The following is a 24,584-nucleotide window of genomic DNA, read 5'->3' as shown; positions in this document are numbered from 1 at the left end:
GTGAAGTCAGCCTCGTCCACCACCGGGAAGGTGTTAGCAGCGCTCGCGGTGTTCGTTGCCGCCGCGTTGCTGCCGACCTTCGCGGGTAATACCTCCGCCTCGGCGGCGGCCCAGGCGACCTACTACGTCGCCCCCGACGGTAACGACGCCAACCCCGGAACGATCACGTCGCCGTTCAGAACCCTGCAGCGCGCCAGGGACGTCGTTCGCACGGTGAACGCCAACATGACGGACGACATCTACGTGTATCTCCGCGGGGGCGACTACTCGATCGGCAGCACCGTCGACTTCACGCCGGCCGACTCCGGCACGAATGGTTACCGGGTCATATACGCCGCGTACCAGAACGAGACGCCGATCCTCAGCGGAGGCGTTCAGGTGACCGGATGGACGCAGCACAGCGGCAACATCTGGAAAGCCCCGCTGAATCGCAGCAACAAGCTTCGCGCGCTCTACGTCAACGACAAGCGAGCGTTCATGGCTTCGAAGACGATGAACTCCGCGGGATGCTACGGCACCTACAGCATCACGGCGGGGCAGGCGTCCTGGGCGTGGGAGTCGGGTTCGCAGTGCGCGGGAGCGAAGTACAACCTGAATGATTTTCCCGCCATCGCCGGCAATCAGGACGACATCGAGATCGAGACGGGGACGACCTGGACCACGGCCATCGTGGGAGCCCGGCAGGTCACCTCTGACGGGGCGAACCGTATAGTCCAGTTTCAGCAGCCGGGAGCGGCCATCGCCCAGGGCGCCTTCAACGGCAACGCCCAGATCAACGGCAGCCACAAGGTCATGAACGCCTACGAGTTCCTGGACGCGCCGGGCGAGTTCTTCTTCGACAAGACGAGCCGGACGCTCTACTACTACAAGGCGAGCTCCGAGAACATGTCCACCGCGACGGTTTTCGCGCCGAACAACGTGTCCACCCTCCTCAGGGTCGCCGGCACCTCCACGAGCAGTCGCGCCCGGAACATCACCTTCTCCGGCCTCACGGTCCAGCACTCCGACTGGAACCTGTTCAACGTGGCCGGCTCGGTGCTCAAGCAGGCCCAGCAGGGCAACCTCGGCGCGCAGGCGTACGCCAGGCAGAACTTCCACGTCTACTACTACCGCAACGTCGACATGGCGCCCGGCATCATCCAGATCGAGAACGCCGACGGGCTCGTCCTGCAGAACAACCGGGTGCAGCACACCGGTGTCGACGGAATCAACATGGTCAACGACGTGGTGAACACGAAGCTGATCGGAAACTACACGAACGACATCGCCGGATCCGCCATCGCCGTGGGCCATCCCCAGCATGTCTACATCGGGGACCACACCTCGACGAACCGCGAGAAGTATCCCGCCCAGGTCGAAGGCGCGCCCAAGAACATCGAGATCAAGAACAACTACATCTACGACAGCGCCGTTTTGTTCAACGGGCACAGCCCCATCTCGGCGTACTTCGCCGACGGTCTGTCCATCCAGCGCAACCGCATCGAGAAGACCCCGTGGTCCGGTGTGACGCTCGGCTGGGGATGGTGGAACTTCGACGGATCGTCAGGCTCGATCGCGCCCAACCGGCCGACCACCACGGCGAAGAACAACACCATCAGCTACAACCACTTCATCGACACGGTGCAGCGGCTGAGCGACACGGCTCCCGTCTACACGCTGGGCAACCAGCCGGGGACCACGATCACCAACAACTACATGCAGGGCGTCCCGTCCGGCCACAGGTACGGACTCCACCCGGACGAGGGCTCGGGGAACATGGTTTTCCGCGACAACCTCCTGAGCGTGGACAAGAACATCACGTGGCTCATCAACTCCGACGACTTCGGGCGCAAGCACGATCTGAGCATCACGCAGACGTACGGCCCCATCAACAAGGTCTCCAACAAGAACCTGCCGAACAGTACGGTCCACGACATCCTCGTGTCCTCCGACTATGTCTGGCCGTCGCAGGCCTATGGCATCGCGGTGAATTCCGGACTTGAGGATGCGTACAGGAACATCATTCCGCAGAGCAATCTTTCTCTGCCGGATTACGTCCTGCCCGCCAGCACCGTCGTCAGCGCCGGTGCGACATCGATTCCCATCCGCAGCGCCGGCGACGCGAGCAAGTCGGTCTGGCTGGCTCCCCTGGGCACGACGTCCTTCGCCGCCGGGAACACGATGACCAGGGCGAGCGGAACCGCGACCTCCATCGCCGTTCCGACGTCGAACGGTGAATATCGGCTCTACGTCGTGGACGCCCAGGGGAACCGATCGGCCGAGTCGAAATCGCTCGTCAGGCAGGGAAGCGGCGGGAGCAACCAGCAGAACGGCACGATCGTGGGTGGTCAGTCGGGCCGATGCATGGACATCAACGGCGGCACGGCGACCAACGGCGCTCAGGCGCAGCTGTGGGACTGCAACGGCGGCACCAGTCAGCGGTGGACGTACACGTCGGGCAAGCAGCTGCAGGTGTTCGGCAACAAGTGCCTGGACGCCTACGGCCAGGGCACCGCGAACGGCACTCAGGTCGTGATCTGGGACTGCAACGGACAGACCAACCAGCAGTGGAACGTCAACTCCAACGGCACCATCACCGGTGTGCAGTCAGGGTTGTGCCTGGACGCCAACGGCGCCGGCACCGCCAACGGTACGAGGATGATTCTGTGGGCGTGCAACGGCGGCACGAACCAGCAGTGGAGCCTGCGCAACTGACGTGAGCTCCCACCGGGCCGCGGGCGGTCGTACGCGCCGCCCGCGGCCCACCTTGGCGACGTTCGGGATCTTCTCCGAGGCCGAGGTCGACGCTGCGCTGGCGAGGTGGCCCCTGGGACGGGGCCCGGGAAACGGAACACGACATATCCGCGGAACGGATCCGGCCAGGTTCCGGGGCCGAGGTGGGCGCCGGGAACGGGCCTGGTGGAGGGCATGGGCATACTGGGGGCGTGCCACGACGTGATCCACGATCCCGAGTCCGTTTCGCGCCCACCGCCTCGTGCCCGTGCGGGCTGCCCGCGCCGTACGGGGACTGCTGCGGGCGGTTGCACCGCGGGGAGGCGTCCGCGACGACGGCCGAGGCGCTGATGCGGTCGAGGTTCAGCGCCTTCAGCGTCGGCGACGCCGGCTATCTCCTGCGCACCTGGCACCCGTCGACGCGCCCGCCCGCCGTCGACCTCGGTGGCGGGCTCCGGTGGACGCGACTGGAGGTGACGGAGACGACCGGCGGCAGCGCCTTCCACACCGAGGGCACCGTCCGCTTCCGCGCCCACTACGTCGAGCGCGGCGAGGAGGGCCACCTGGAGGAGCACAGCCGCTTCGTCAGGCACGGGGGAGACTGGGTATACGTCGGGGCGCTCTGAGAGCCTCGTTCCCCAAGGTCGAGGCGCTTCGAGAAAGACCGTCCGACGACTCCGGGCCGATCTGAAACGGCTTTCACCATTTCGTGGCCGTCGTGGCCGCGGCGCTCACGCAGGGTCCTCATAGGACAGCCCTTTGAGCCGGAAAGTCCTCGGACTCCCCGCCACTTTCAACGTATAGCGGACAGGAGGGCTTGCGGCAAGGCCCCGGGGACGGTCCAGAATTCGGAGCCGTGAGCCGAACCGGCACATCGCGAACGGGAACGGACGCCCGTGCGGGCTCACGTTGACCACACCTCGGCCGATCGTGGTCGAGGCTGTCGCGGGAGGGGAGTTTCGATGCGTGTTCTGCTGTCGACGATCGGGTCGCGCGGTGACGTCCAGCCGGTGGTGGCGCTGGCGGTGCGGTTGAGGGAACTCGGGAAGGAGGTCCAGGTGTGCGCGCCTCCCGACTTCCGCGACTGGATCGGCGGCCTCGGGATCCCGTTCGCGCCCCTCGGCCCCGAGTTGCGCTCGACTGGGAAGGCCGACTCGACGGCGGCCCCGCCCTCGCCCGAGCAGCGGCGCCGGATGGTGGAGGCTTCGATCGCCGACCAGTTCGAGACGCTGCTGGCGGCGGCCGAGGGCTGCGACGTCATCGTGACGGGCGGGTACCTGGTGGTGGCCGCTCGTTCGGTGGCCGAACGGAAGGGGATCCGCTATGTCTTCGCCGGTTACTGCCCGGTAGCCTTGCCTACCCCCCATCACGCGCCGCCGCCTCTGCCGATGCGAGGAGACGTGCCGACGGACGGTACGGTCGGTAACCGCGTGCTCTGGGAGCGGGACGCGCGACGCTGGAACGACATCTTCGGCGCCGCTCTCAACTCCCATCGGGCGTCGGTCGGCCTGGCTCCCGTCGATGACGTGCGAGGCCACGTGTTCACCGGCAGGCCCTGGTTGGCCGCCGATCCGGTGCTGGGGCCCTGGCCGGGAGACCCGGAGGTGGTCCAGACGGGCGCCTGGATCCTGCCGGACGAGCGTCCGCTCTCCGCGGAGCTGGAGGCGTTCCTCGACGCCGGTGAACAGCCGGTCTATTTCGGCTTCGGCAGCATTCGCGCCCCGCGGGACCTCGGCAGGACGATGGTCGAGACGGCCCGCGCGCTCGGGCGCCGCGCGGTCGTGCTGCGCGGGTGGGCCGGCCTGGCACCGCTGGACGACGAGCCGGACTGCCTGTCCATCGGGGAGGTAAACCAGCAGGCGCTCTTCCGGCGGGTCGCCGCCGTCGTGCACCACGGTGGTGCGGGAACCACCACCGCGGCCGCGCGAGCCGGGGCGCCCCAGGTCGTCATCCCCCAGCAGTTCGATCAGCACTACTGGGCGCGGCGGGTCGACGACCTCGGGGTCGGAACCGCGCACTCGCCCGGCACGCCGACCACCGGTTCGCTGACCGAGGCCCTCGGTCGCACCCTCCGACCGGACGTGGCGGCCCGCGCCCGATCCCTCGCCGACGCGATACGCGCGGACGGGGCGGACACGGCCGCGCGGCTGCTGATCGCCGCGGACTTTCCAAGCCCTCAGCCGAGCGGATCTCCAGGTGCCTGACTCCCACCGGCACAGGTAGCCGCCACCTTCGGGCCGTGGCCATGGCCATACGGGCGCGGCACCCTGCGCTCATGTGCCGAGAACACGATTCCGCGAGGAAGAGACACCTCGGGACGGCTTCTTCGTGTGAGAGTCGCTCGGAATTCCCGTGGAGAAAATCTCAGCCCGGAGAGGGACTCGTCTTCGGGGACGGAGGGGTTTTCGAGTGTTTGGCGCACGTGGTGTCCCATTCGGGGACGCGGAGCAGCGCCGGGTTGGCGACGCCGCTCTCGCCGCGTGCCCCGCTCGACGTGCTGGCGAAGGCGAGGCCCTCGACGCAGATCCGGGCGACGTTGGGGAAATTGTCGGCGTTGCGGAAGACCTCGACGTAGTCGACGTCGCCGACCTTGTCCGGCGCTGCGTTCTCCTTGCCGCCGCGATCGCCCAGCTGCTCGGAGGAGCAACCGGTCAGCAGGAGAGCGGTGAGAATCACTCCGGTCCAACCGGCGGACACCAGGCGTGCCATTCGTTACTCCTTGAAAACGGCGGGGGCTTGCCGGATATCAGGCGCCAATGCTCCCGGTCCGGCCGGGTCAGCATATCCATAGCCGACCGGCGGTGATCGAAGGCCTCGGGCGCGGGCCCTCGGCTTCAGCCATGGGGGGAGTCGACGATCGGCGGATCTCCCGTCGGGTGATCCGGCGACGATCCCGTCACCGCCGCTCGCCACCCGGCTCGCCGATCTCGGCATGAGGTCCGGAGATCTCGGCCGAGAGGCGACCACGTGTGGGCGACGGGGCTAGCCCCTGGCCTCTCGTGGCCTCGGTGGAGCCGCAGGGGTGATCAGCTCCACCTCGTTCGCGGCGAGGGCGTCTCTCAGGTCGGGCGGCGGCATGGTGTCGGTGATGAGGTAGTCGGCGGCGCCGAGCTCCGACACCTGGGCGAACAGCCGGCGTCCGAACTTGGAGGAGTCGGCGAGGATCGCCACGCGGGCCGCGCGCGCGAGCATCTCCTGCATCATCGCGGCCTCGGCGAGGTTGCTCGTCGTGTAGCCGGCGTCCGCGGAGACGGCGCCGACGCCGATGAGTGCCAGGTCGCAGCTGACGTCCAGCTCGGTGCCGGTATTGGTGCGGAAGCTGACCGGGCCGATCGTGGCGAGCGTGAGCGAGCGCACCGCACCGCCGAAGATGTAGATGTCGCGGATCGCCGTCGGCGGCAGCGCGCCCGGCACCAGCAGGTTGTTCGTCGCCACCGTGAGGTCGCGGTGCCGGCGCAGGCTGCGGGCGAACGCGAGGGTGGTCGTCCCACCGTTGATCATGATGGTCGAGCCGTCCTGGACGAGTGCCGCGGCCAGTGCCGCGATCTTCTCCTTCTCCTTCTCCTGCTCGTTGAGTCGCTGGTCGACGGCGCGGTCGATGCGGGAGATCGTGGACAGGCTGACGGCGCCGCCGTACGTGCGCACGAGGATGCCGTCGGCGCTCAGCTGGTCCAGGTCGCGTCGCACGGTGTCGATGGAGACGCCGAAGCGCTCTGCCAGCTCGCCTACGGTGACCTGCCCGGTGTCGGAGACGTACGCGGCCAGTTGGGCCTTGCGTCCGGCAGGTAGGTGGCGCTGCCGATCGTCCCTGTCGCCGCTCACTGATCTCCCTTCGGTAGTGCGGCAGTATGCCACAAACGCACCCCGCTCGCGTGCATCGCAGCATAGAACAGCGAAAACCTGCAAGGGTGGGCGGGGTCCCCGAAGACCTGCTTCTGCCTGACCCTCTCCAGATCGAAGGTGGTGGCCGAAGCGCCAGCCCGGCCGCCCAGTGCGATAATTTGCCATAATGCACAGTTTTCTGCGGTTCTTCTCTTGTTTATGTCGGTGATGTGCTGCCAACGTGACCGCCACACAGCAGAAAACAGAAGGATCTAGATGTGGAAGGAGCTGGCCGTGACGATTCGCGCAGCCCGGCTGAAGCGACTGACAGGGGCGGTGACAGCGGCCGCGCTGGTCGCGTTCGTTGCGGCGTGCGGCTCGGGCAGCACAAGCGACTCGGCTGACGCCGGTGCGGACAGCACCGTGACGCTGGAGTTCGCGCAGTGGTGGGGCATGAAAGAGCAGGACAAGGTCGAGAAGTTCACCAACGGCCAGGTCGGCATGGTGATCGACTCGCTCGCGCACATCAACCTGATCAAGAAGAACAAGCCGGACCTGAAGTTCGAGATCGCGGCCCTGCCCGCCGAGGACGGCTACACCGGCAAGCGCGGTATCCCCTACGCGTCGTGGGGCATCGGCATCTCAGACTCCACCGGGCACAAGGCCGAGGCGTTCAAGTTCGTGTCCTACCTGATGAGCCAGGAGACGAACGCGAAACTAAGCACGATCGCGAACGGCTTCCCCGGCAACTCTCGGTGCCCGGTCTGATCGCGGTCGGGATCTACACGTTCATGATCTCGTGGAACGAGTATCTGTTCGCGCTCACGCTGACCCGCACCAACGACATGCGCACGGTGCCGATCGGCATCCAGCCCGCGTGCGTCGAGGCGATGAAGGTGGTCGCCGCCCACAAGCTCGACCTGTTCGGCGCCGCCGGCAAGGGCTCGCTCTACTGACATGGCCGACGCCTCCCGTGTTGTTCTCGGCCTCGGCGGTTGCGTCGACTACGAGTTGACGCTCACCGCCGGCGTCCTGGAGCGATTGGTCGCCGACTACGACTCGCTCAGGAGGGGGGACACGTTGCTGGTTCCGTACGCGGCCGGCCCGCTCCTCCTGGACGGTCAGGTCGAGGTGATCCACATGTCGGCGCCCACCGCTCGTCCCGTAGGTCCTTCCGGACGGTGATCTAGACCGGCAGGAGCGTCCCGGCACCTTCTTCCAGACCGTGAACGAGCTGTCCTCAGGTCGCCGGGCAGAGGCGCTCACCGAGAACCTGTGGGTGAGGACGGCCAGGCGAGCCGGTCAGTTGTGGGAGTTCCACCACAGCATCTGCTCGCGGGAAAGGACCTTCTCCGTCTCCTCGACGAAGCGCGCCCACTCCTGCTCCGTGCTGGGCCGATCCAGTCTCGACGCGATGTCCCCGAGTTCCAGGGCTGTGACGGAGTAGGAGGCGGCCAGATTCTGGTGCTGCCTGGTCTGCAGCCACGCGACCCCCGCGGCCGCGGCCGCGGCGATGATCCCGGGGAGATCCAGGTCGATGACCTGCCCCGCGTTCAACACCGCGCCGACCAGGCCGAGAGCCTCCATCGCGGCCAGGGTCACCGACCAGCGCGCCGCCCGGTTGTCGTGGTGGATGGCTTTGGCGGTGTACCACGACCGCTGGTCGTGGATGCGGCCGACGGCATAGTGGCGCCTGCGTTCGTCCAGGGGCAGGGCTCGGACGGCGCGCATCGTCTCAGTCACCTGGGCGGCACCGTCGTCCGGCGGAACCGGGGCGAACTCGTGGATGCCGTTCGTGATCTCGGAATACCTGTCGTGCAGCAGTCGGTCCGTCTTCTCCTCGTCCTCGTGGAGGCCGAAAGGCTCCCCGCCCACCAGGTAACGCCACGCCAGAGTCTTGGCGGACTCCGCGGTCGTCCTGGCCTCGTGCCACTGGCGATCGGGGCGCATGGTGAGGAGATAGACATCTGTCACCAGCGCCGTCGCCAGGGCCGTCGCGGACAGGACCGCCGCGATGTCCAGCCTCCCGCTGTTCAGGCTGAAGGAGCCGAACGTGGCCGCCGCGACCAGCGAGCCCAGGCGCAGGACGGTGGCCCTCATCAGCCTTCGCTGCCCGACCACGGCGCCCCTGTCGGCCGCGCGGTAGAGCGCCGGCAGTTGGGACTCGGGGATCGCCTTCATCTCATGGGGTGGGCTGGTTGTCATGGGAGACACCCACGCTCGTCCGCGCCGCGCCCGACGGCCACAGCACCTGCACCTCGATCATCCGGTTTCGTGCTTCCCGTACGGCCTCCGCTGTCCCCCCGATTCCGTTTTCCGGACGACCGTCCCATACGGCCACCATCAGATCCGCCCCTTCCAGCAGTTCCCTGTTCGCGTACGCGTAGATCTCGGGCGAGGGAAAGGAGAACGGGAGTCGCCTGATCGTCCCGGCCCGGCTGAGCAGACGTCCGTAGGACGCCCGGTGCGGAGGGGGGAGCGTCAGGTGGTGCTGCTCGGCGACGACGATCACTTCGAGGAGCCCGCCCAGTTCGAGTACCACGTCGGCGAAGACCTGGTCCGCGCCCTCGGCGAGGCAGGAGACTCCCACCATCTCGGGGGCGTGGGGCGCGAGGAACCGTCTGATCGCTTTTTCGACGAGCCTCGTCGTGGGTGGAGTGAGATCGCGATGTCCCGTGATCACGATGCGGGGGTGCCTTTCCTGCCTGATTACGTTTCCTCCGGTACCTTGCTGGCGCAGCCGGTGACTACGAATCGTGCCTTTCCCCTTCTTGATGCATCTTCGATCTGTTTCTGTCGTCCGTCAAGTAATGTGAAGTGGAATTCGGTCCACGGAATCTACGGAGAAAGTCGATCAGGCTTCCGGGCCACTGTTATCGTTTGAATCAGATAACCTAAAACGTTAACAGGGCCGCGTTTCATGATTTTTGCACGTATGGCGTGTTTCTATTTTGTCGTTGAGGGGCGCGGTGGCCCACGTGATACTCGAGTTTCATTCTTTCGCGCGCGAAGGGCGAGGCGGGCCGTCGAGGGCCCCCGGTCGGCCGCCCGGGGATGTCCGGGTCGTCACAGCCAGGGTGGGCCGGCCTGGGATGAGCGACAAATGGGGACATAAGCAAATATACCTCACTTATGACTATAAATACCCCATCTCACTTAATTTTTGCCACGTATGACCTGTGTATATGTTTTGTTGCGAAAGGCGACTGTAGATATGATCTAACTATAACGGGGATGAAATAGTCGGTTCGTGGAGGTGTCCTGAGGGAAAGCCTTCACCACCTGCTGACCAAGCCATGTCCCGATCCGGTATAAATGTGTACCCTCGCGAGGCGACGCTCTTCGTGTGGGACCTAACCTCGGGGGTATGGTTCACCTAAGGTCGCGCACGGAGGGTTTCCGTCTTGTCGCCCTGTGTGTTCGCAATCTTTTGACGACCCCCGCTGTTTATGTGAATCTAATCCTAAAATTGGTGGCCGACGTGAAGAAAAACAATCGTGAGGGCGCCGAGTCGTCGGTCCCAACCGATATGCCCGACCTGGGGGACCTTCCTCTTTCCCGCGTCGCCTCCTGCGTCGACGCCGAGGTTTTGAGGCGCGTCGTTCCGGAGCCGCTTGAGCGGCGCGTCGCCACCGCGGCTTTCAATTCATCCATCTGAGTCGCCGTCCGAACGACCGGTCACCTTGAAACCATTCGCCACTCCGTTCCGCCAGTTCGTGCTCAAGGTCGCGAGCAGGTGCGATCTCGCATGCGATCACTGTTATGTCTACGAGCACGCGGACCAGAGCTGGCGCGGCCGGCCCGTCGTGATGTCCGACGAGACGATCGCGTGGTCGGCGAGCAGAATCGCCGAGCACGCTAGGCGTCACGAGCTCCCGGAGATCCACGTGGTCCTGCACGGCGGCGAGCCGCTGCTGGCGGGACGCGACAGGCTGGCCAGGGTCGCCGACGAGCTCCTGGGGGCGCTCGGGGGGGTCTGCGCGGTCGATCTGCGCATCCACACGAACGGTGTCCTGCTGGACGAGAAGTTCTGCGCCCTCTTCGCCGAGCGCGGCATCAAGGTGGGCATCTCCCTCGACGGTGATCGCGTCGCCAACGACCGCCACCGGAGATACGCGGACGGCCGCAGCAGTTACGACAAGGTGATCCGCGCCGTCGAGTTGCTCCGCCGCCACCCAGAGCTGTACGCGGGGCTGCTGTGCACCGTGGACGTCGCGAACGACCCCGTGCTGGTCTACGAGGCGCTCGCCGATCTCGAACCACCGCACATCGACTTCCTGCTTCCCCACGCGACATGGGACCGGCCGCCGTCGGTCGAGGGGGCTCACGGCGACTGGCTGATCAAGATCTTCGACCGGTGGATGACCGACGGAAGGCCCATGTCCGTCCGGATCTTCGACTCCGTGCTCCGGATCCGTGACAACAGGAGCAGTCTCACCGAGTCGCTCGGCCTGCAGCCGAGCGATCTGGTCGTCATCGAGACCGACGGCTCGTACGAGCAGGTCGACTCCCTGAAGACGGCGTACGACGGCGCCCCGGCCACGGGGATGAGCGTCCGCGACCACTGCCTGGACGAGGTGGCCCGCCACCCGGGTTTCGGTGACCGGCGGTCCGGGCCGGCCGGTCTGTCCGCCCAGTGCCGGGCCTGCCCGGTGGTCGAGACCTGTGGCGGGGGCCTCTACACCCACCGTTACCGCACGGGATCGGCCTTCGACAATCCCAGCGTCTACTGCGCGGACCTGCTGCGCCTGATAACGCATGTCAACGAGGCGGTCAGCGGCTTCGCCCATCACACGTTCCCGGTCGCGGACATCGCCGCGCTGGCCACCGGTTACGGGGAGGGTGACGCGATCCTCGCGCTGGAGGCGGTCCAGCGAAGCCTGCGTCGCGCCCTTCTCGGCAGAGTCGGCGCCGTCGCCACCTCGCCTGAGGCATGGCGGCTGCTCACGCTCGTCGACCAGGAGTCTCCGGAGGCGCTCAACGCCGTCCTGGCTCATCCCTACGTGCGGGTCTGGGCCGTCCTGTGCCTGACCGGCGGCGCCGACGACACCCATCTTCCCGCGATCGCGGTGGCCGCGGCCCTGCGTGCCGGGATCAAGGACTCCCTCCGGGTGCCCGTCCCCGACGACGCGCTTCACCTGCCGGGGCTGGGCAGGCTGGACGTCGGCCCGGCGGGCACGGTGACCGTCACGACGGGTGACGGCTGGTTCGCCGCAGAGGCGGGCGGGCGCGTCCAGCGGGTCGATCTCGGCGCGACGGAGCCGGTCCCCGGCTGGTCGCCGGTGCGCAGGCTGGTCTTCGGTGACCTGTCCGTCGTCCTGGACGACGTCGACCCCTATCGTGACTGTCATCAGTGGCCCGTCGCCGACCGGCTGGGCGAGGCCGAACTGGAGCGGTGGAGCGAGCTCCTCCGCGACGCCTGGAGGGTGATCGTCGGCGATCACCCCGCCTACGCCCCGGCCCTGGCCGCCGGGCTGACCACGATCATCCCGCTGGTGCCCCGTGACGACGGAAGGCAGATCAGCTCCGCCGCGCGTCAGGCCTTCGGCGCCGTCGCGGTGGCGGCGCCCTCCGACGCCGTGACGCTGGCGCTCCTGCTGATCCACGAGTTCCAGCACGTCAAGCTGGGTGCGGTGCTGGACATGCTCGATCTGTACGACGTCGCGGACACCTCGCTCTACTACGCCCCCTGGCGTGACGACCCCCGGCCGCTGGAGGGGCTGTTGCAGGGCACGTACGCCCACGTCGCCGTCGCGGACTTCTGGCGGGTGCGGCGCACCCTCGACGAGGGGGTGGCGGCCGAGAAGGCCGCGATCCAGTTCGCCCACTGGCGAGGTCGGACGGCGCAGGCGCTGAAGACGCTGAACGACTCCGGTGCGCTCACCGAGACCGGCAGGAAGTTCGTGAACGCGATGACCGAGAGCGTCGGCCGCTGGCTCGACGAACCGGTCAGCGCCGGCGCGGAGAGCGAGGCCCGGCGCAGGGCCGAGGCCCATCGGGAGACATGGAACCGGAGCGCGCCGCTTCGGGGATGACCCGAAACGGGCGGGAAGTGCCGCACGACCATTCCGGCGATGTCGTCGACCGAACCTTTTCGCCTTGTCCGGCTGATCGTTCATGGTCCGGTACCGGTACTCGCCGACCGGTCGCCGAGGCGCGGCGGTTGTTTCGACCGCTTTTTATGAACACGGGTACGCAGATAAAGTCTGATGTGTACTCTCCGCAATGTGATGGTATTTGCCACCTCGACACGCCACCCTATACTCAAGGCGTCAAGTGCTCGCCGGGAGGTGTGACTGCTCGTGCTGGACGATCCACGAGCCGGTCCCTACTTCTTTCTCAGTTATGCACACACGCCGAAGCACGACTTAAGTGATCCCAGTGATCCCGATCAGTGGGTGAAGAGGCTGTTCGACGATCTGTGCAAGGACGTCATGCAATTGAGTGGCCTGCGGCACGGCGCCAGTCCAGGTTTCATAGATCGGAATCTTCGTGCGGGGAGCGTCTGGCCCGATATGCTGGCCAGGGCCATCGCGACCTGCAGGGTCTTCGTTCCGCTGTACTCTCGGCGCTATTTCGAAAGTGAACAGTGCGGCAGGGAGTGGGCCGCATTCTCGCGACGGGTCGCACTGCATGAGGAGCTCGGCCTCGGCAAGATCGAGGTGATCGTCCCCGCCATCTGGGTGCCGTTCGCCATGGAAGATCTTCCTGAGGCGATCCGTGACATCCAGGTGGGGAATTCGGATCCCACCTCCAAATACGAAGAACACGGTTTCTACGGAATCATGAAGCTCCGGCGTTTTCACTCGGCCTATGAGCTGGCGGTTTACCAACTGGCGCGGCGGATCGTCGACGCGGGGGAAAACGCCAAGCTGGTGCGGACGGAACCGCCCGACTACCACTCCGTGGAGAGCGCCTTCGGGCATTACCGGACCCATCGTCCCAACGGCCGACGCATCCGTGTCACCGTCGTGTCCCCCGATTCCCCCGATCCGCCCGGAGGGCGGAGGCGGGCTCTCCAGCCGGCGACCCCGCTGAAATGGAATCCCTTCGAGCCCGCACTCGAGATACCGCTGATCGAGCACGCCCAGAGCATCCTCCACCGGCTCGGATACCTTCCCGAGCCCGGTCAGCTCGCGGAGTCGCCCGATACGGCGAAGGACGCGCAGCAGTGTCCGTGCGTCGTGTTGCTCGACATCTGGGCCGCGGACTCGGCGAAACTGCTGCGGTCGCTGCGGTGGCTGGACGAATCCAGCGAGCAGTGGGTCGCGGTGATACTGGTGATGAACCGCGCCGACCCCGAGACCGCTCAGGCGGAGGCGCGGCTGAGAGGGCTTCTGGAGGGGAGTCTGCCAAGAAAGATGGCCACGGGACGCATCACGCAGTCCGCGGTCACCGTCGTCTCCTCGCTCGGCGAGTTCAACAGGGCCGTGGCTGAGACGGCCCGTTCGACCGCCACGCAGTACCTGCGGCACGCCCCGGCGCATCCCCCCGAGGGGCAACCCTCGATCGAGCGCCCGCGGCTGCAGGGGCCCCAGTCCTCGCCTGACGCCAATGACGCGGAGGAACGCCATGAGTGACGCCCCCGAGGGTCACGTCGTCACCTTTTACTCGTACAAGGGCGGCACCGGGCGCACCATGGCCCTCGCCAACACCGCCTGGATCCTCGCGGCCAACGGCAAGCGGGTACTGGTCGTCGACTGGGACCTGGAGTCTCCGGGGCTGCACAAGTTCTTCCGGCCTTTTCTCGACAGGGTGACGATCGGCTCGACGCCGGGTGTGATCGAGATGACCAACGAGTACGCCCTGGCGGCCAGGAGCCAGCAGCCCCGGCAGGGCCCCTGGCATCTCGACTACGCGAAGGTGCTGCGGCACGCGGTCTCGCTGGACTGGAACGGGTTCCCGGGAGAGGGCGGCCTCGACTTCCTCTCCGCCGGCCGCCAGAACCGTGACTACGCCTCCCTGGTGTCGACGTTCGACTGGGACGACTTCTACGACAAGCTCAAGGGCGGCACGTTCTTCGACGCGATGCGCGCCGACATGAAGCGCAACTACGACTACATCCTCATCGACAGCCGGACCGGTCTCAACGACATGGCCGATATCTGCACCGTGCACTTTCCCGACACCCTCGTGGTCTGTTTCACCCTCAGCAACCAGGGGGTCGAGGGCGCCTCGGCGATCGCCCACCACATCGATGAGCGCTACCACGAACGCGGCATCCGGATTCTGCCGGTGCCGATGCGGATCGACGAGAGCGAGAAGGAGAGGCTGGAGGCGGGACGGGCATTCGCCCGCCGCCAGTTCGACCGGTTCCCGGCCTCCATGGACATCGAGGAACTGCGCGCCTACTGGGGCGAGGTGGAGATCCCCTACAAGCCCTTCTACGGGTTCGAGGAGACACTGGCGGCGTTCGGTGACGCCCCCGGATCGCCTACCTCCCTCCTGGCCGCCTTCGAACGGCTCGTCACAGTGATCAGCGGAGGGGAGGTCCGGTCCCTGCCTCCCATGGACGAGGAGCTCCGGCTGCGCGTCAGGGACAGGTTCCTGCGTGGGAAGGCGCTCGGCGTCCCGACGGTCGTCACACTCAGCTATGTCCCCGAGGACCGCCTGTGGGCGGAGTGGATCGGGGTCACCCTCACCCGAGCCGGCTTCCGGGTGCGCCAGGGCCTCCTCACGTCAGACGACGTTCACGAGCGGGAGAGGAACCCCTATGCCTCCCGCGTCGTCGCGGTGCTCTCCACCGCCTACCTGCGCTCGAAAGAGGCGCAAGCCGTCGCCGAGGCCCCAGGGGGGATCGATCCGACGGTTCGTGACTGGCTGATCCCGGTCCGGGTGACCGATATACGACTCGTTCCGCCCTTCAGCGAGCGGAGCAGCGTCGATCTGATGCGGCTCGACGAGTCCCAGGCCACGGAGGCCCTGCTCCGCGTGGTGGGCAGGCCGGCCCAGCCGGTCGAGGGTTCGGACGACGCGGGGCCGGTCAGCCCGCGCTTTCCCGGCACGCGCCCCCCGGTCTGGAACCTGCCCACCAGGAACGCGACGTTCACCGGGCGCAACGCCGTTCTGGAACGGCTCAGGGACCAGATCGTCGGGAGCAGCAGGACGGTCGTCCTGCCCCAGGCCGTGTACGGCCTCGGCGGTGTCGGCAAGACCCAGGTGGCGCTGGAGTACGCCCACCGCTTCATGGCCGACTACGACGTCGTCTGGTGGATCCCGGCCGAGCATCTCGACCAGATCAACCCGGTGATGGCCGAGCTCGCGCCGCTCCTGAGGCTGCGCGTCGGCGACAACGTCGCCGAGGCGGCGCAGGCCGCCAGGGAGGCGCTGCGCCGGGGAGATCCCTACGAGAACTGGCTCCTGATCTTCGACAACGCCGACAACCCCCGGGATCTCGAACGTTTCCTCCCCAGCGGCGCGGGACACGTTCTCATCACCTCGCGCAACACGGACTGGTCGCGCATGGCGGAGCCGCTGGAGGTCGACGTCTTCACCCGCCAGGAGAGCGTCGAGCACCTGCTGCGCCGGGCACCGGGACTCGCGCCCGAGGACGCCGACAGGGTCGCGCGGGCACTCGGGGATCTTCCGCTCGCCATCGAGCAGGCCGGCGCCTGGCTGGAGCAGACGGGCATGCCCGCGAGACAGTACGTCGAGCAGCTCGAGGAGCGGCTGACCGAGGTGCTGGCCCTCGCCGAGCCGCGGAGCGACTATCCCGTTCCGGTCGTGGCGACCTGGAACCTGTCGTTCGACCGGCTCAGGGAGCGCTCGCCCGCCTCGGTCCGGCTGCTCGAACTGCTCGCGTTCTTCGCGCCGGAGCCGATCTCCCTCGACATGCTGTACTGCGACGCCATGGTCGACTGCCTGGCGCCGCTCGACGACGCGGTGCGCGAGAAGCTCATGCTCGGCCCCGTCATCCTGCAACTCGGTCGTTACGCGCTGGCCAAGGTCGACCAGGCGGACAACTCCATCCAGGTCCACCGGCTCATCCAGGCGGTGGTCCGCAGCCGGCTCACCGCCGACGAGCTTGAGGACACCGTCCACGACGTGCACCGGGTCCTGGTGGCGGCCCGGCCCAGGGTCGGTGACACCGACGACCCGGAGAACTGGCCCCGCTACGAGGAGATCTGGCCGCACCTCGTGCCCTCCTCCGCCGCCACCTGTGACGAGGAGGAGACCCGGCGGCTGCTGATCGACCGCGTTCGCTACCTGTGGAAGCGCGGCGAGCTCGACGCGAGTCTCCAGCTCGGCTCACAGCTCGAAAGGCAGTGGAACGAGAAGCTCGGCAGGGGGGACAGGCAGACCGTGCACCTCCGTTTCCACATGGCCAACACGCTGCGCTCCCAGGGCCGCTACGGCGAGGCGCACACCGTCGACACCGAGGTCCTCACCCAGCAGCGCCGCGAGCTCGGCAACTACCACGTGTACACGCTGATGACGGCCGGCGGGCTCGCGGCCGACCTCCGGGCACTGGGGGAGTTCCGGCAGGCGCTGGAGATGGACGTCGAGACCTACGACCGTCTCAAGGAACTCTTCGGCGTCGACCATCGCCGCACCCTGATGGCCGCCCACAACCTGGGGGCCAGCCTCAGGCTGGCCGGTCACTTCTCGCGGGCGCGCGACCTCGACCAGGAGACGACGGACCGCCGCAAGGTGGTGCTCGGCGACACTCATCCCTACACCCTCTACTCGGCCGCCAGTCTCGCCCGCGACCTGCGTGAACTCGGGAACTTCCGCGAGTGCCTGGAGATGATGCGAGTCAACCTGGAGCAGTACCGCCATGTGCTGGGGGACGACTGGCCTGACACCCTCCGAACCGCCAACGGGCTCGCCACCGCCCTGCGCAGGGCCGGATGGGAGTCCGAGGCCCGCCGGCAGGCGGAGGAGACCTTCGCCCGGTATGTGGCGCGGTACGGCGCGACCATGACCGACACCCTCGTCGCGAGCCTGGAGCTCGCCTCCTGCCTCGCCGTCACCCAGGAGGTGGAGCGCGCCCACGAGCTCGCCGCCGACACCATGGGTCACTTCTCGCGCGTGCACGGAGAGGATCACCCGTACACCCTGACGGCCGCGAACAACGTGGCGATCTACCTGCGGGAGCTCGGTGCCTTCCGGGAGGCGAAGGAGCTCGCGGAGCGGACGCTCCTCGCTCTCTCTGCGAGGATGGGCGCCACCCATCCCTCGACCCTGGTCTGCGCCATCGGCACGGCCGGCTGCCTGGCGGAGCTCGGTGACCTGCCCGCAGCGGAGGCGTTGGAGCGGCAGACCCTCGAAAACCTGCGCGCCGTCCTGCACGCGGAGCATCCGGACGTCCTCGTCTGCGAGGCGAACCTGGCGGTGACGCTCAACACCGGGGGGCGTACGGCCGAGGCCAAGCAGATCCGCGAGCGGGTGCTGAACGCGATGCGGCGCGTGCTGGGTGACGATCATCCCTACGTGGCCGACCTCGCGGCGTGGCGCCGGGTGAACCGCGATCTCGAACCACAGCCCTGGTGATCAGATGATCCGCTCCTGGTTGGCGAGCCAGGGGAGTATGTCGGGCAGCACGTTCAGGGCACCGAAGTGCGCGGCTCCGGGCTGGACGGTCATCCGGGCCGTGGGGATACGTGAGGCGAGCCAGCGCGAGTGGTCGGCCGGGGAGAACCTGTCCTTCTCGCCGTGCCACACCAGGGTCGGGACGGTGATGTCGGCCGGATCGAAACCCCACGGGGAGCAGAAGGCGATCGCGTCGTCGATCCACCCGGCGGCGGTGTCGCGCAGGGCCTCCGCGTAGTTCTCCAGCAGCATCGCCCGGATACCGGGATTGGCCACCACCCGCCGGTCGGCCTCGGACAGTTCCTCGTACAGGCCGCTGATGAGGTGGGCCGGGTCGCTGCGGATGGCGTGCGCGGCCGGTGTCAGGATCTGGGTCAGGTGGTTGAGGCCCGCGAGGGCCGCCATGTACTCCACGACGTTCGACCGTGTCATGCCGCCGAACCAGTCCAGCCCCTCCGCGCCGGGCGGTGCGAGGCTCACCAGGGCCGCGACGCGGGTGACGCGGCCCGGCAGGAGCGCGGCGCACGCCAGTGCGTGGGGCCCTCCTCCGGACCGGCCTATCACGGCGAACCGTTCGATCCCGAGGTGGTTCGCGATCCTCTCGACATCGCCCGCCACGGAGCCGACCGAGCGCCCCTGCAGCCGGGTGGAGCCGCCGTAGCCCGGCCGGTCGAAGGTGATCAGTCGTATTCCCAGCCGGTACAGGACGGATCCACGAGGGCGCGGGCCGACCCGGCTTCCCGGCGTGCCGTGCAGCATGAAGATCGGGATTCCCTCGGGTTTACCTCGCTCCTCGAACGTGAGGCGCCTGCCGTCGAACGTGAGCTGTCTGCTGTCTTTCACTGCGAGCTTCGTGGTGTCGGTCGTTTTCACGGCCCTCGTCAAAGCTCGCCTCCTCTGGCCGACATGCCCCCCTTTCACCTTGCCCCGATACGGCATGACAGAAAAGTGTCATTTTCGCGACGGGGAGCCACACCTGGTCACGCTGTTCGTGTGCCAGGTGGCTCCTCGGTCGCCACTGAGGGCGGGGGCTATCTGTCGGCGAGGGGGGTGGCCGTCTGGACCTGCGAGGCACTCTCGGGACAGCCTGGCGGAGGGCTCATCGCTCCGGTGCGGGAGACGACGGTGAAGGACGCGTCGAGGTTCGTGAGCTTCAGGAGCTTGAGAACCACGGGCGGGGCTCCGGCCAGAAGCAGAGGTGTGTCCCGTTCGCGCGCGTGCCGCCTGATGGCGATCAGCGCGCTCAGGCCGCAGGCGTCGATGAAGGTGACGCCTGAGAGGTCGATGATGACCGTACCTGGGTGGGCGTCGATGACGTCCTGGGTGAAGACCGACAGTTTCGGCCTGGTGGCGAGGTCGAGCTCACCGGCCACCGTGATGACCACGAAGCCATCGGCGTGCTCGCTCGTGAGTTGTAGTGCGTTCATCGCCCACTTCCCTGCAGGCTGACGTGAATGTACGTATCCGGCCAGGGGGTGTCGCTCGGACGCCTGGCTTCAGCTCGCCGCCTCCCTGGCCGCGTCGTGCGGGCGCGGAGGGGATGGACGACCTGAAGCCACGATACTCCCTAACGGTGCGAACCATCGCTTTCCGTGATCGTGTAGCTTCGAAGCGAAGTGTAGATGCCAACCTGGATATGTGCCAGCTATTCAAGGAAACAGCTTTGTAGCCGTGTCCCCGAAGGGCTGTCAGGGCGGTTCCCGAGTGGCGGGAGAGGGCCCTGCGCCGGGTGGGAAAGCGGGCCTGAGCTGGGCGGGGTCAGCCTGCGGAATGACTCGGGGCCATGGCGTCCAGCGCGTCGCGCAGGGTGGCTCGCGTCTCGAAGTGCCTGTCGAGATTCGTGATCGTCAACAGGTGTGTGATCATGCCGGGACTCACCACCAGCATGAGGTGACCGTGGGCCTCCTTGATCCGGGTGAGCGTGCCCACGATGACCCCCAGCCCCACCGAGTCGCAGAACGGCACGCCCGTCAGGTCCAGCACCAGGTGCGGGCTTCCGGCGTCCTCCAGGGCGTGGTCGATCTCCGCGCGCAACCGCGGAGCCACGGCCATGTCGAGCTCGCCCGCCGCCTGTACGACCACACAGGTGCCACTGCGCCACGTCTGAACGTCGAATGTCGAGATCACAATCATCACCTCCGTGCCTTTTCAGCTGCCCTGGCAGAAGGTTGTTATGCACGTAGCTCACTTTTTGCAGATATTGTCCGTCGCTGTTCTTGCTGTCGGAGTTGCGGTAGGAGTGGCGACCGGTGTAGGCGCGGCGGTCTCCTTCACGGTGACCTTCTTCGCCCGCTCGTGTTTCCGGCCGACGACCACCTCGATCTTGTCGCCGAGGCTCTCCACCGGGCGCAGGTTCGCCCCGGGCAGCGCGGCGGCGACGGTGCGTGCCGAGTCCTCGCGGCCGGGGCCGTACCGGATGACGGTCTTGTCGAAGTCCTTCTGCGGGGTGTTGCCGGGGATCTCGGGCACCAGGAAGCCGACCCTCTGCAGGTCCGCCTTGGTCTGCGCGCCCAGGCCCGTGATCGTGGTGCCGTTGAGCACGGTGAGGGCGATCCGCGAGGGCGCGACGGTCAGCGCGGGAGCCGAGGGGGAGGCCGTCGGGGTGGGCGTGGCCTTAGGGGGCTTGGAGGGCTTGACGAGCGTCTCGTCGGCGGCGATCCTGCGGAACAACTCCTTGGCCGCCGCTTTGTCCCAGAGGACGGCGGACTCGCCGGTCGGCGTCTTGTAGTCGACGTCCGCGAGCGGGACCGTGGCGAAGGTCACGTCGTCGGTGGAGACGTCCTTGAGCTGGTCGGCCAGGCCGAGCAGGTCCCCGCGGAGCGCGTCGTCCACCCGGATCGTGTCGAGGGCCGTGTCGACGAACGAGGCGAGCCTGACCGGGTTGGTCAGCGTCTCGCCGCTGAGCGCCTGATTCAGCAACGCGGAGATCACCTGCTGCTGGCGATCGATGCGGTCGAGGTCGGAGCGGGCGGTGGCGCGGGTGCGGGCGTAGGCGAGCGCCTTGACGCCGTCGAAGGAGTATGTGCCCGGCTCCAGGTTGAGCGCGGTCTTCGGGTCGTTGATCGGGACCGGGGTACAGACCGAGATGCCGCCGAGGGCGTCGACCACCTCGATGAACCCCAGTACGTTGACCTCGACGTAGTGATGGATGGTCAGGCCGGTGACGGCCTGCACCGTGCGAGTCGTGAGCTTCGGGCCGCCGAACTGGTAGGCGGCGTTGATCTTGTGCTCGCCGTTGCCGGGGATCGCCGTCCAGGTGTCGCGGGGGAGGCTGACCACGGTGACCTTGCGGTGGTCCTCCGACACGTGGATCACCATCATGGTGTCGGTGCGCTCGCCGGTCTCGCGGCCCAGCTTGAGCTGGTTCTGCTGTTTGCGGGTGAGGTTGTCGCGCTTGTCGACCCCGACCACCAGGATGTTCATGGCGCCGGTGCTCGACCGCGATCCCTGGATCCCGGCGTCGACCGCCTCGATCTTCGTCGTGGCGTAGTTGGTCAACGCCCAGGTCACTCCCGAACTGCCCAGGACCAGGCAGGAGAGTGCGCCGGCGATCACCAGGCCGCGCCGTCTGGTGCGGGCGCCCCTCGCCGACCTGCGAACACGCCTCGGGTTCACCCGGACGCTTCCGTAGGCGTCACCGCCCACGTGCACACCCGAATCCTCCTCCGGGTCGCGCATGCATGGCCCCCTAGGCTCCAGCTGGGTCGATGAGGTACCCGTTCGTACAGTAGCGTGAGCGACGCCATGAAGCAGTTCCCCGACTCGCCCTCGCCGGCGTCGTCTTCCGAGACACGTGTCTGGCCCCCCATCTCCATCGTCATCCCGGTGCTGAACGAGGAGCGCCATCTGAGGGAGGCGGTGCGTCAGGTGCTGTCGCAGCGATACGCGGGACCGATCGAGGTCGTGCTCGCGATCGGCCCCTCCCACGACCGTACCCAGGAAGTCGCCGACGAAATCGCCGCAGCCGACCCCAGGGTGATCGTCGTTCCCAACCCGACCGGCCGCACCCCCAACGCGCTCAACGCGGCGATCGCCGCGTCCGGTAACTCGATCATCGCGAGGGTGGACGGCCACGCGATGCTCCCCGAGGACTACCTCCAGGTCGCGGTGGAGACCCTTGAGGAGACCGGCGCCGACAACGTGGGCGGCGTGATGGCGGCCGAGGGCGTCACTCCCTTCGAGCAGGCCGTGGCCCGCGCGATGACGTCCAAGATCGGTGTCGGCGGCGCCCGGTTCCACACCGGCGGCACCGCGGGCCCGGCCGACACGGTCTACCTCGGTGTGTTCCGCCGAGACGCGCTGGAGCGGGTCGGCGGCTACGACGAACACTTCCAGCGCGCCCAGGACTGGGAGATGAACCACCGCATCCGCGAGTCGGGCGGCCTGGTCTGGTTCCAGCCCCGGATGCGCGTCTCCTACCGGCCGAGGCCCAACCTCAGGGCCCTCGCCAAGCAGTACTTCCACTACGGCCGCTGGCGCAGGGTGGTCGCCCGCACCCACGAGGGCACGATCAACCTGCGCTACCTGGCGCCTCCGCTCGCCGTGCTCGCCATCCTGGCGGGCCTGGCGGTCTCTCCGTTCTTCTGGCCGGGGCTGTTGATCCCCGGTGGCTACCTGGTGGCGATCCTCGCCGGTTCCGCGATCACCGGCAGCGGCCTGCCCACCCCGGCGCTCGTCCGGCTGCCGCTGGTCTACGTCACCATGCACATGTCGTGGGGCTGGGGTTTCCTCACCAGCCCGAGAAGGTTGGGAAAGCCCGGCCACGCGGGCGGCTGACCCCTGTCGAGGCGCGCTCGGACCGGCCCTCGCCGGAGCGCGTCCGGGCTGACCTCGCCGGGGCGCGTGCCCGTCAGAGCGGAGTGAGCGTCCGAGGGGGGCGCATGTCTGCCAGAGGGGGCGCGTGCCCGTCAGGGCGGGCGCGCGCCGGTCAGGGGCGGGCGTCGATCACCTGACCGGTGACGCCGGAGGCGAGCACGTCCAGCGAGGTGCGGGCGACGGCGCGCGGGGAGGACGGACCCGAAGGGCCCGACGGCGTCGCGGCTCCGGCCCGTCCGGGGTTCACGCAGTTGACCCGAACCCCGTACTCCGCCCACTCCCTGGCGAGGGCGAGGGTCAGCCCGGCCACGGCGGCTCCCGCGAAGGAGCGCAGGCCCTCGCCCGCCCCGTCCCCGCCGGGAGAGGGGGAGTGGAACAGCAGCTGCCCCCGCGTCTCGCGGAGATGGGGGAGTGCCGCCCTGGCGACGGTGACGGGGCCCAGGTGGTCGGCGTTCACGGTCCCGGCGATCGCGGCGTCGTCCACCGCGTCGAGCCTGCCCGATGGTGGCGCGCCCGCCGCCCCGACCACGTAGTCGATCCCGCCCGTCTCCTTGACGACCCGGGCGAGCGCGTCGGCCACCGCCCGGGGGTCGTCCACGCGCACTTCGCCGGACGCGCCGGAAGGGCTCGGCATTTCGGAGAAGTCCGGTGCGCCGGAGGGACCTGGCGTTCCCGAGGTGTCCGGTGCGCCGGAGGGACCTGGCGCTCCGGAAGGGCTTGGCGTGTCGGAGGGGCCTGGCGTGTCAGGGGAGCTTGGCGTTCCCGAAGGGGCCGGTGATCCGGAGAAGGGGAACACCCGGGCGCCGTACTCTCCGGCGAGTCGTGCCACCTCGGCGCCGGCGCCGTCGTCCGCGCGGAAGACCACCACGGTCCTGCCCTCCAGCGCCTCACGCAGGGCGGTGTCCGAACGGGAGGGGACCTCGCTCGCGGCGAGCCTGAGGAGCTTGTCGGCGACGAAGAGGTCCACCGGGTGCGTGACCTTCATGTTCCGCTCGCTGCCCGGCACCACGTGGATCGGCACGCCGGGCAGGTAGCGCAGCACCACGCCGCAGTCGTCGGTGGCCGGTCGGTCGCCGAAGCCGGGATCGGCGAAGGCACGCTCGTACGCCTCGCGGATCACCGAGAGCCGAAAACACTGCGGGGTCTGGACGCGGCGCAGGCCGGCACGGTCGGGGACGTCGCTGACGATCTCTCCGTGCGGTCCCGGCGAGGTCACCACGATCGTGTCGGAACTCGGGATCGCCACCTCGACCGCCGAGAAGGTCCTCAGCGCCTCGACGCAGTCGGTGATGATCCTTCTGTCCGCCAGCGGCCGTACGGCGTCGTGCAGCAGCACGTGGCACTCCCGCGTCCCCAGGGCCTGCAGCGCCCGCCAGGTGGTCTCCGGGCGGCTCGCGCCGCCCTCCAGGATCCTGCCGACCTTCGTGAAGCCGCCGCGCTCGACGATCCGCTCCACCTCGCCGGTGAAGCCGGGCGCCATCAGGACCATGATCTCGTCGATCTCCGGTGCCCCCTGGAACAGGGCGAGGGTGTGTTCGAGGATCGTCCTGCCCGCTATCTCCAGCAGCTGCTTGGGGGTGTCGTTGCCGACGCGTCGGCCGACGCCGCCCGCCAGGACCACACCGACGGTTCGGGGACGCGGTTCAGGTTCGGCCACAATCGGATTCCTTTGACAGTTCGGGTATGGCGAGCGTAATGGGTGT

At 67.9% G+C, this 24,584-nt stretch carries 20 protein-coding genes; 11 read left to right on the top strand and 9 right to left on the bottom strand.

All coding sequences use genetic code 11. The features are described 5' to 3' along the window. The 3 genes from ABZ664_RS03660 to ABZ664_RS03650 all read left to right on the top strand — a co-directional run bounded on the left by ABZ664_RS03660 (nucleotide 1) and on the right by ABZ664_RS03650 (nucleotide 4,916). Nucleotides 1-2,694 carry an RICIN domain-containing protein gene (locus ABZ664_RS03660; RefSeq protein WP_362502431.1) on the top strand — a complete coding sequence of 898 codons (2,694 nt, stop codon included), beginning with the start codon at nucleotides 1-3 and terminating at the stop codon, nucleotides 2,692-2,694. A 230-nt stretch (nucleotides 2,695-2,924) separates the two neighbouring features. Then, nucleotides 2,925-3,338 (top strand): YchJ family metal-binding protein, encoded by a 414-nt coding sequence (locus ABZ664_RS03655; protein ID WP_362502428.1) that lies wholly within the window; start codon nucleotides 2,925-2,927, stop codon nucleotides 3,336-3,338. A 336-nt stretch (nucleotides 3,339-3,674) separates the two neighbouring features. Next, on the top strand, nucleotides 3,675-4,916 hold the full coding sequence (locus ABZ664_RS03650) for a glycosyltransferase (protein WP_362502425.1): 1,242 nt from the start codon (nucleotides 3,675-3,677) through the stop codon (nucleotides 4,914-4,916). Between the two features lie 160 nt (nucleotides 4,917-5,076). Here the strand turns inward: ABZ664_RS03650 and ABZ664_RS03645 are convergent, their stop codons facing one another. Both ABZ664_RS03645 and ABZ664_RS03640 read right to left on the bottom strand, forming a co-directional pair. Continuing rightward, nucleotides 5,077-5,421: a hypothetical protein gene (locus tag ABZ664_RS03645; protein WP_362502422.1), complete on the bottom strand. Its 345-nt coding sequence runs from the start codon at nucleotides 5,419-5,421 to the stop codon at nucleotides 5,077-5,079. Nucleotides 5,422-5,694: 273 nt separating this feature from the next. Continuing rightward, nucleotides 5,695-6,534, bottom strand: coding sequence for a DeoR/GlpR family DNA-binding transcription regulator (locus ABZ664_RS03640; protein WP_362502419.1), 840 nt, complete (start codon nucleotides 6,532-6,534; stop codon nucleotides 5,695-5,697). 294 nt (nucleotides 6,535-6,828) lie between these two features. Between ABZ664_RS03640 and ABZ664_RS03635 the strand changes: the two genes are divergently transcribed. The 3 genes from ABZ664_RS03635 to ABZ664_RS03625 are packed head-to-tail and all read left to right on the top strand — an operon-like array spanning nucleotide 6,829 to nucleotide 7,719. Beyond that, nucleotides 6,829-7,302 (top strand): extracellular solute-binding protein, encoded by a 474-nt coding sequence (locus ABZ664_RS03635; RefSeq protein WP_362502416.1) that lies wholly within the window; start codon nucleotides 6,829-6,831, stop codon nucleotides 7,300-7,302. Further along, complete coding sequence (locus ABZ664_RS03630) at nucleotides 7,290-7,490, top strand: hypothetical protein (protein WP_362502413.1); 201 nt, start codon at nucleotides 7,290-7,292, stop codon at nucleotides 7,488-7,490. Before ABZ664_RS03635 ends, ABZ664_RS03630 begins: the two co-directional genes overlap by 13 nt. Nucleotide 7,491: 1 nt before the next feature. Next, nucleotides 7,492-7,719: a hypothetical protein gene (locus ABZ664_RS03625; RefSeq protein WP_362502410.1), complete on the top strand. Its 228-nt coding sequence runs from the start codon at nucleotides 7,492-7,494 to the stop codon at nucleotides 7,717-7,719. 117 nt (nucleotides 7,720-7,836) lie between these two features. Here the strand turns inward: ABZ664_RS03625 and ABZ664_RS03620 are convergent, their stop codons facing one another. Both ABZ664_RS03620 and ABZ664_RS03615 read right to left on the bottom strand, forming a co-directional pair. Continuing rightward, entirely contained in the window at nucleotides 7,837-8,739 is a 903-nt protein-coding gene (locus tag ABZ664_RS03620; protein WP_362502407.1) for a DUF4231 domain-containing protein, read from the bottom strand. Beyond that, a complete protein-coding gene (locus ABZ664_RS03615) occupies nucleotides 8,717-9,217 on the bottom strand; it encodes a hypothetical protein (protein ID WP_362502404.1) in 501 nt (166 codons plus the stop codon). Before ABZ664_RS03615 ends, ABZ664_RS03620 begins: the two co-directional genes overlap by 23 nt. Before the next feature lie 789 nt (nucleotides 9,218-10,006). On the opposite strand from ABZ664_RS03615, the gene fxsA reads away from it, so the two are divergent. From fxsA to fxsT, 4 genes are all read left to right on the top strand, one after another. Continuing rightward, a complete protein-coding gene (gene fxsA / locus ABZ664_RS03610) occupies nucleotides 10,007-10,192 on the top strand; it encodes an FxSxx-COOH cyclophane-containing RiPP peptide (RefSeq protein WP_362502401.1) in 186 nt (61 codons plus the stop codon). Between the two features lie 25 nt (nucleotides 10,193-10,217). Continuing rightward, on the top strand, nucleotides 10,218-12,569 hold the full coding sequence (locus ABZ664_RS03605; protein WP_362502398.1) for an FxsB family cyclophane-forming radical SAM/SPASM peptide maturase: 2,352 nt from the start codon (nucleotides 10,218-10,220) through the stop codon (nucleotides 12,567-12,569). Nucleotides 12,570-12,836: 267 nt separating this feature from the next. Beyond that, nucleotides 12,837-14,114: a TIR-like protein FxsC gene (locus ABZ664_RS03600; protein ID WP_362502396.1), complete on the top strand. Its 1,278-nt coding sequence runs from the start codon at nucleotides 12,837-12,839 to the stop codon at nucleotides 14,112-14,114. Next, nucleotides 14,107-18,027 carry an FxSxx-COOH system tetratricopeptide repeat protein gene (gene fxsT / locus ABZ664_RS03595; RefSeq protein ID WP_362502393.1) on the top strand — a complete coding sequence of 1,307 codons (3,921 nt, stop codon included), beginning with the start codon at nucleotides 14,107-14,109 and terminating at the stop codon, nucleotides 18,025-18,027. Before ABZ664_RS03600 ends, fxsT begins: the two co-directional genes overlap by 8 nt. Here the strand turns inward: fxsT and ABZ664_RS03590 are convergent, their stop codons facing one another. The 4 genes from ABZ664_RS03590 to ABZ664_RS03575 form a co-directional block, all read right to left on the bottom strand. After that, nucleotides 18,028-18,909 carry an alpha/beta hydrolase gene (locus tag ABZ664_RS03590; RefSeq protein ID WP_362502390.1) on the bottom strand — a complete coding sequence of 294 codons (882 nt, stop codon included), beginning with the start codon at nucleotides 18,907-18,909 and terminating at the stop codon, nucleotides 18,028-18,030. It abuts the gene before it with no gap. 188 nt (nucleotides 18,910-19,097) lie between these two features. After that, entirely contained in the window at nucleotides 19,098-19,493 is a 396-nt protein-coding gene (locus ABZ664_RS03585; RefSeq protein WP_362502387.1) for an STAS domain-containing protein, read from the bottom strand. A 331-nt stretch (nucleotides 19,494-19,824) separates the two neighbouring features. Next, nucleotides 19,825-20,193, bottom strand: coding sequence for an STAS domain-containing protein (locus tag ABZ664_RS03580; protein ID WP_362502384.1), 369 nt, complete (start codon nucleotides 20,191-20,193; stop codon nucleotides 19,825-19,827). A gap of 57 nt (nucleotides 20,194-20,250) precedes the next feature. Further along, nucleotides 20,251-21,744, bottom strand: a complete 1,494-nt coding sequence (locus ABZ664_RS03575; protein WP_362502381.1) for an LCP family protein — start codon at nucleotides 21,742-21,744, stop codon at nucleotides 20,251-20,253. A gap of 66 nt (nucleotides 21,745-21,810) precedes the next feature. Between ABZ664_RS03575 and ABZ664_RS03570 the strand changes: the two genes are divergently transcribed. Beyond that, nucleotides 21,811-22,842, top strand: a complete 1,032-nt coding sequence (locus tag ABZ664_RS03570; protein ID WP_362503902.1) for a glycosyltransferase family 2 protein — start codon at nucleotides 21,811-21,813, stop codon at nucleotides 22,840-22,842. A gap of 151 nt (nucleotides 22,843-22,993) precedes the next feature. On the opposite strand, the gene ABZ664_RS03565 is transcribed toward ABZ664_RS03570, so the two are convergent. Continuing rightward, nucleotides 22,994-24,538 carry an SDR family NAD(P)-dependent oxidoreductase gene (locus ABZ664_RS03565; RefSeq protein WP_362502378.1) on the bottom strand — a complete coding sequence of 515 codons (1,545 nt, stop codon included), beginning with the start codon at nucleotides 24,536-24,538 and terminating at the stop codon, nucleotides 22,994-22,996. Between the last annotated feature and the right edge of the window lie 46 nt (nucleotides 24,539-24,584).

It is taken from the genome of Streptosporangium sp. NPDC006930 (assembly GCF_040635605.1).
GTDB lineage: Bacteria > Actinomycetota > Actinomycetes > Streptosporangiales > Streptosporangiaceae > Streptosporangium.
The sequence above is the reverse complement of the archived record's forward strand: the minus strand, read 5'-3'. Positions and strand labels throughout refer to the sequence as shown.

Coding starts and splice junctions, on each gene's coding strand:
- ABZ664_RS03650 (WP_362502425.1), top strand. CDS start 3,675: ATGCGTGTTCTGCTGTCGACGATCGGGTCGCGCGGTGACGTCCAGCCG.
- ABZ664_RS03645 (WP_362502422.1), bottom strand. CDS start 5,421: ATGGCACGCCTGGTGTCCGCCGGTTGGACCGGAGTGATTCTCACCGCT.
- ABZ664_RS03625 (WP_362502410.1), top strand. CDS start 7,492: ATGGCCGACGCCTCCCGTGTTGTTCTCGGCCTCGGCGGTTGCGTCGAC.
- ABZ664_RS03620 (WP_362502407.1), bottom strand. CDS start 8,739: ATGACAACCAGCCCACCCCATGAGATGAAGGCGATCCCCGAGTCCCAA.
- fxsT (WP_362502393.1), top strand. CDS start 14,107: ATGAGTGACGCCCCCGAGGGTCACGTCGTCACCTTTTACTCGTACAAG.
- ABZ664_RS03585 (WP_362502387.1), bottom strand. CDS start 19,493: ATGAACGCACTACAACTCACGAGCGAGCACGCCGATGGCTTCGTGGTC.
- ABZ664_RS03575 (WP_362502381.1), bottom strand. CDS start 21,744: ATGCGCGACCCGGAGGAGGATTCGGGTGTGCACGTGGGCGGTGACGCC.
- ABZ664_RS03570 (WP_362503902.1), top strand. CDS start 21,811: ATGAAGCAGTTCCCCGACTCGCCCTCGCCGGCGTCGTCTTCCGAGACA.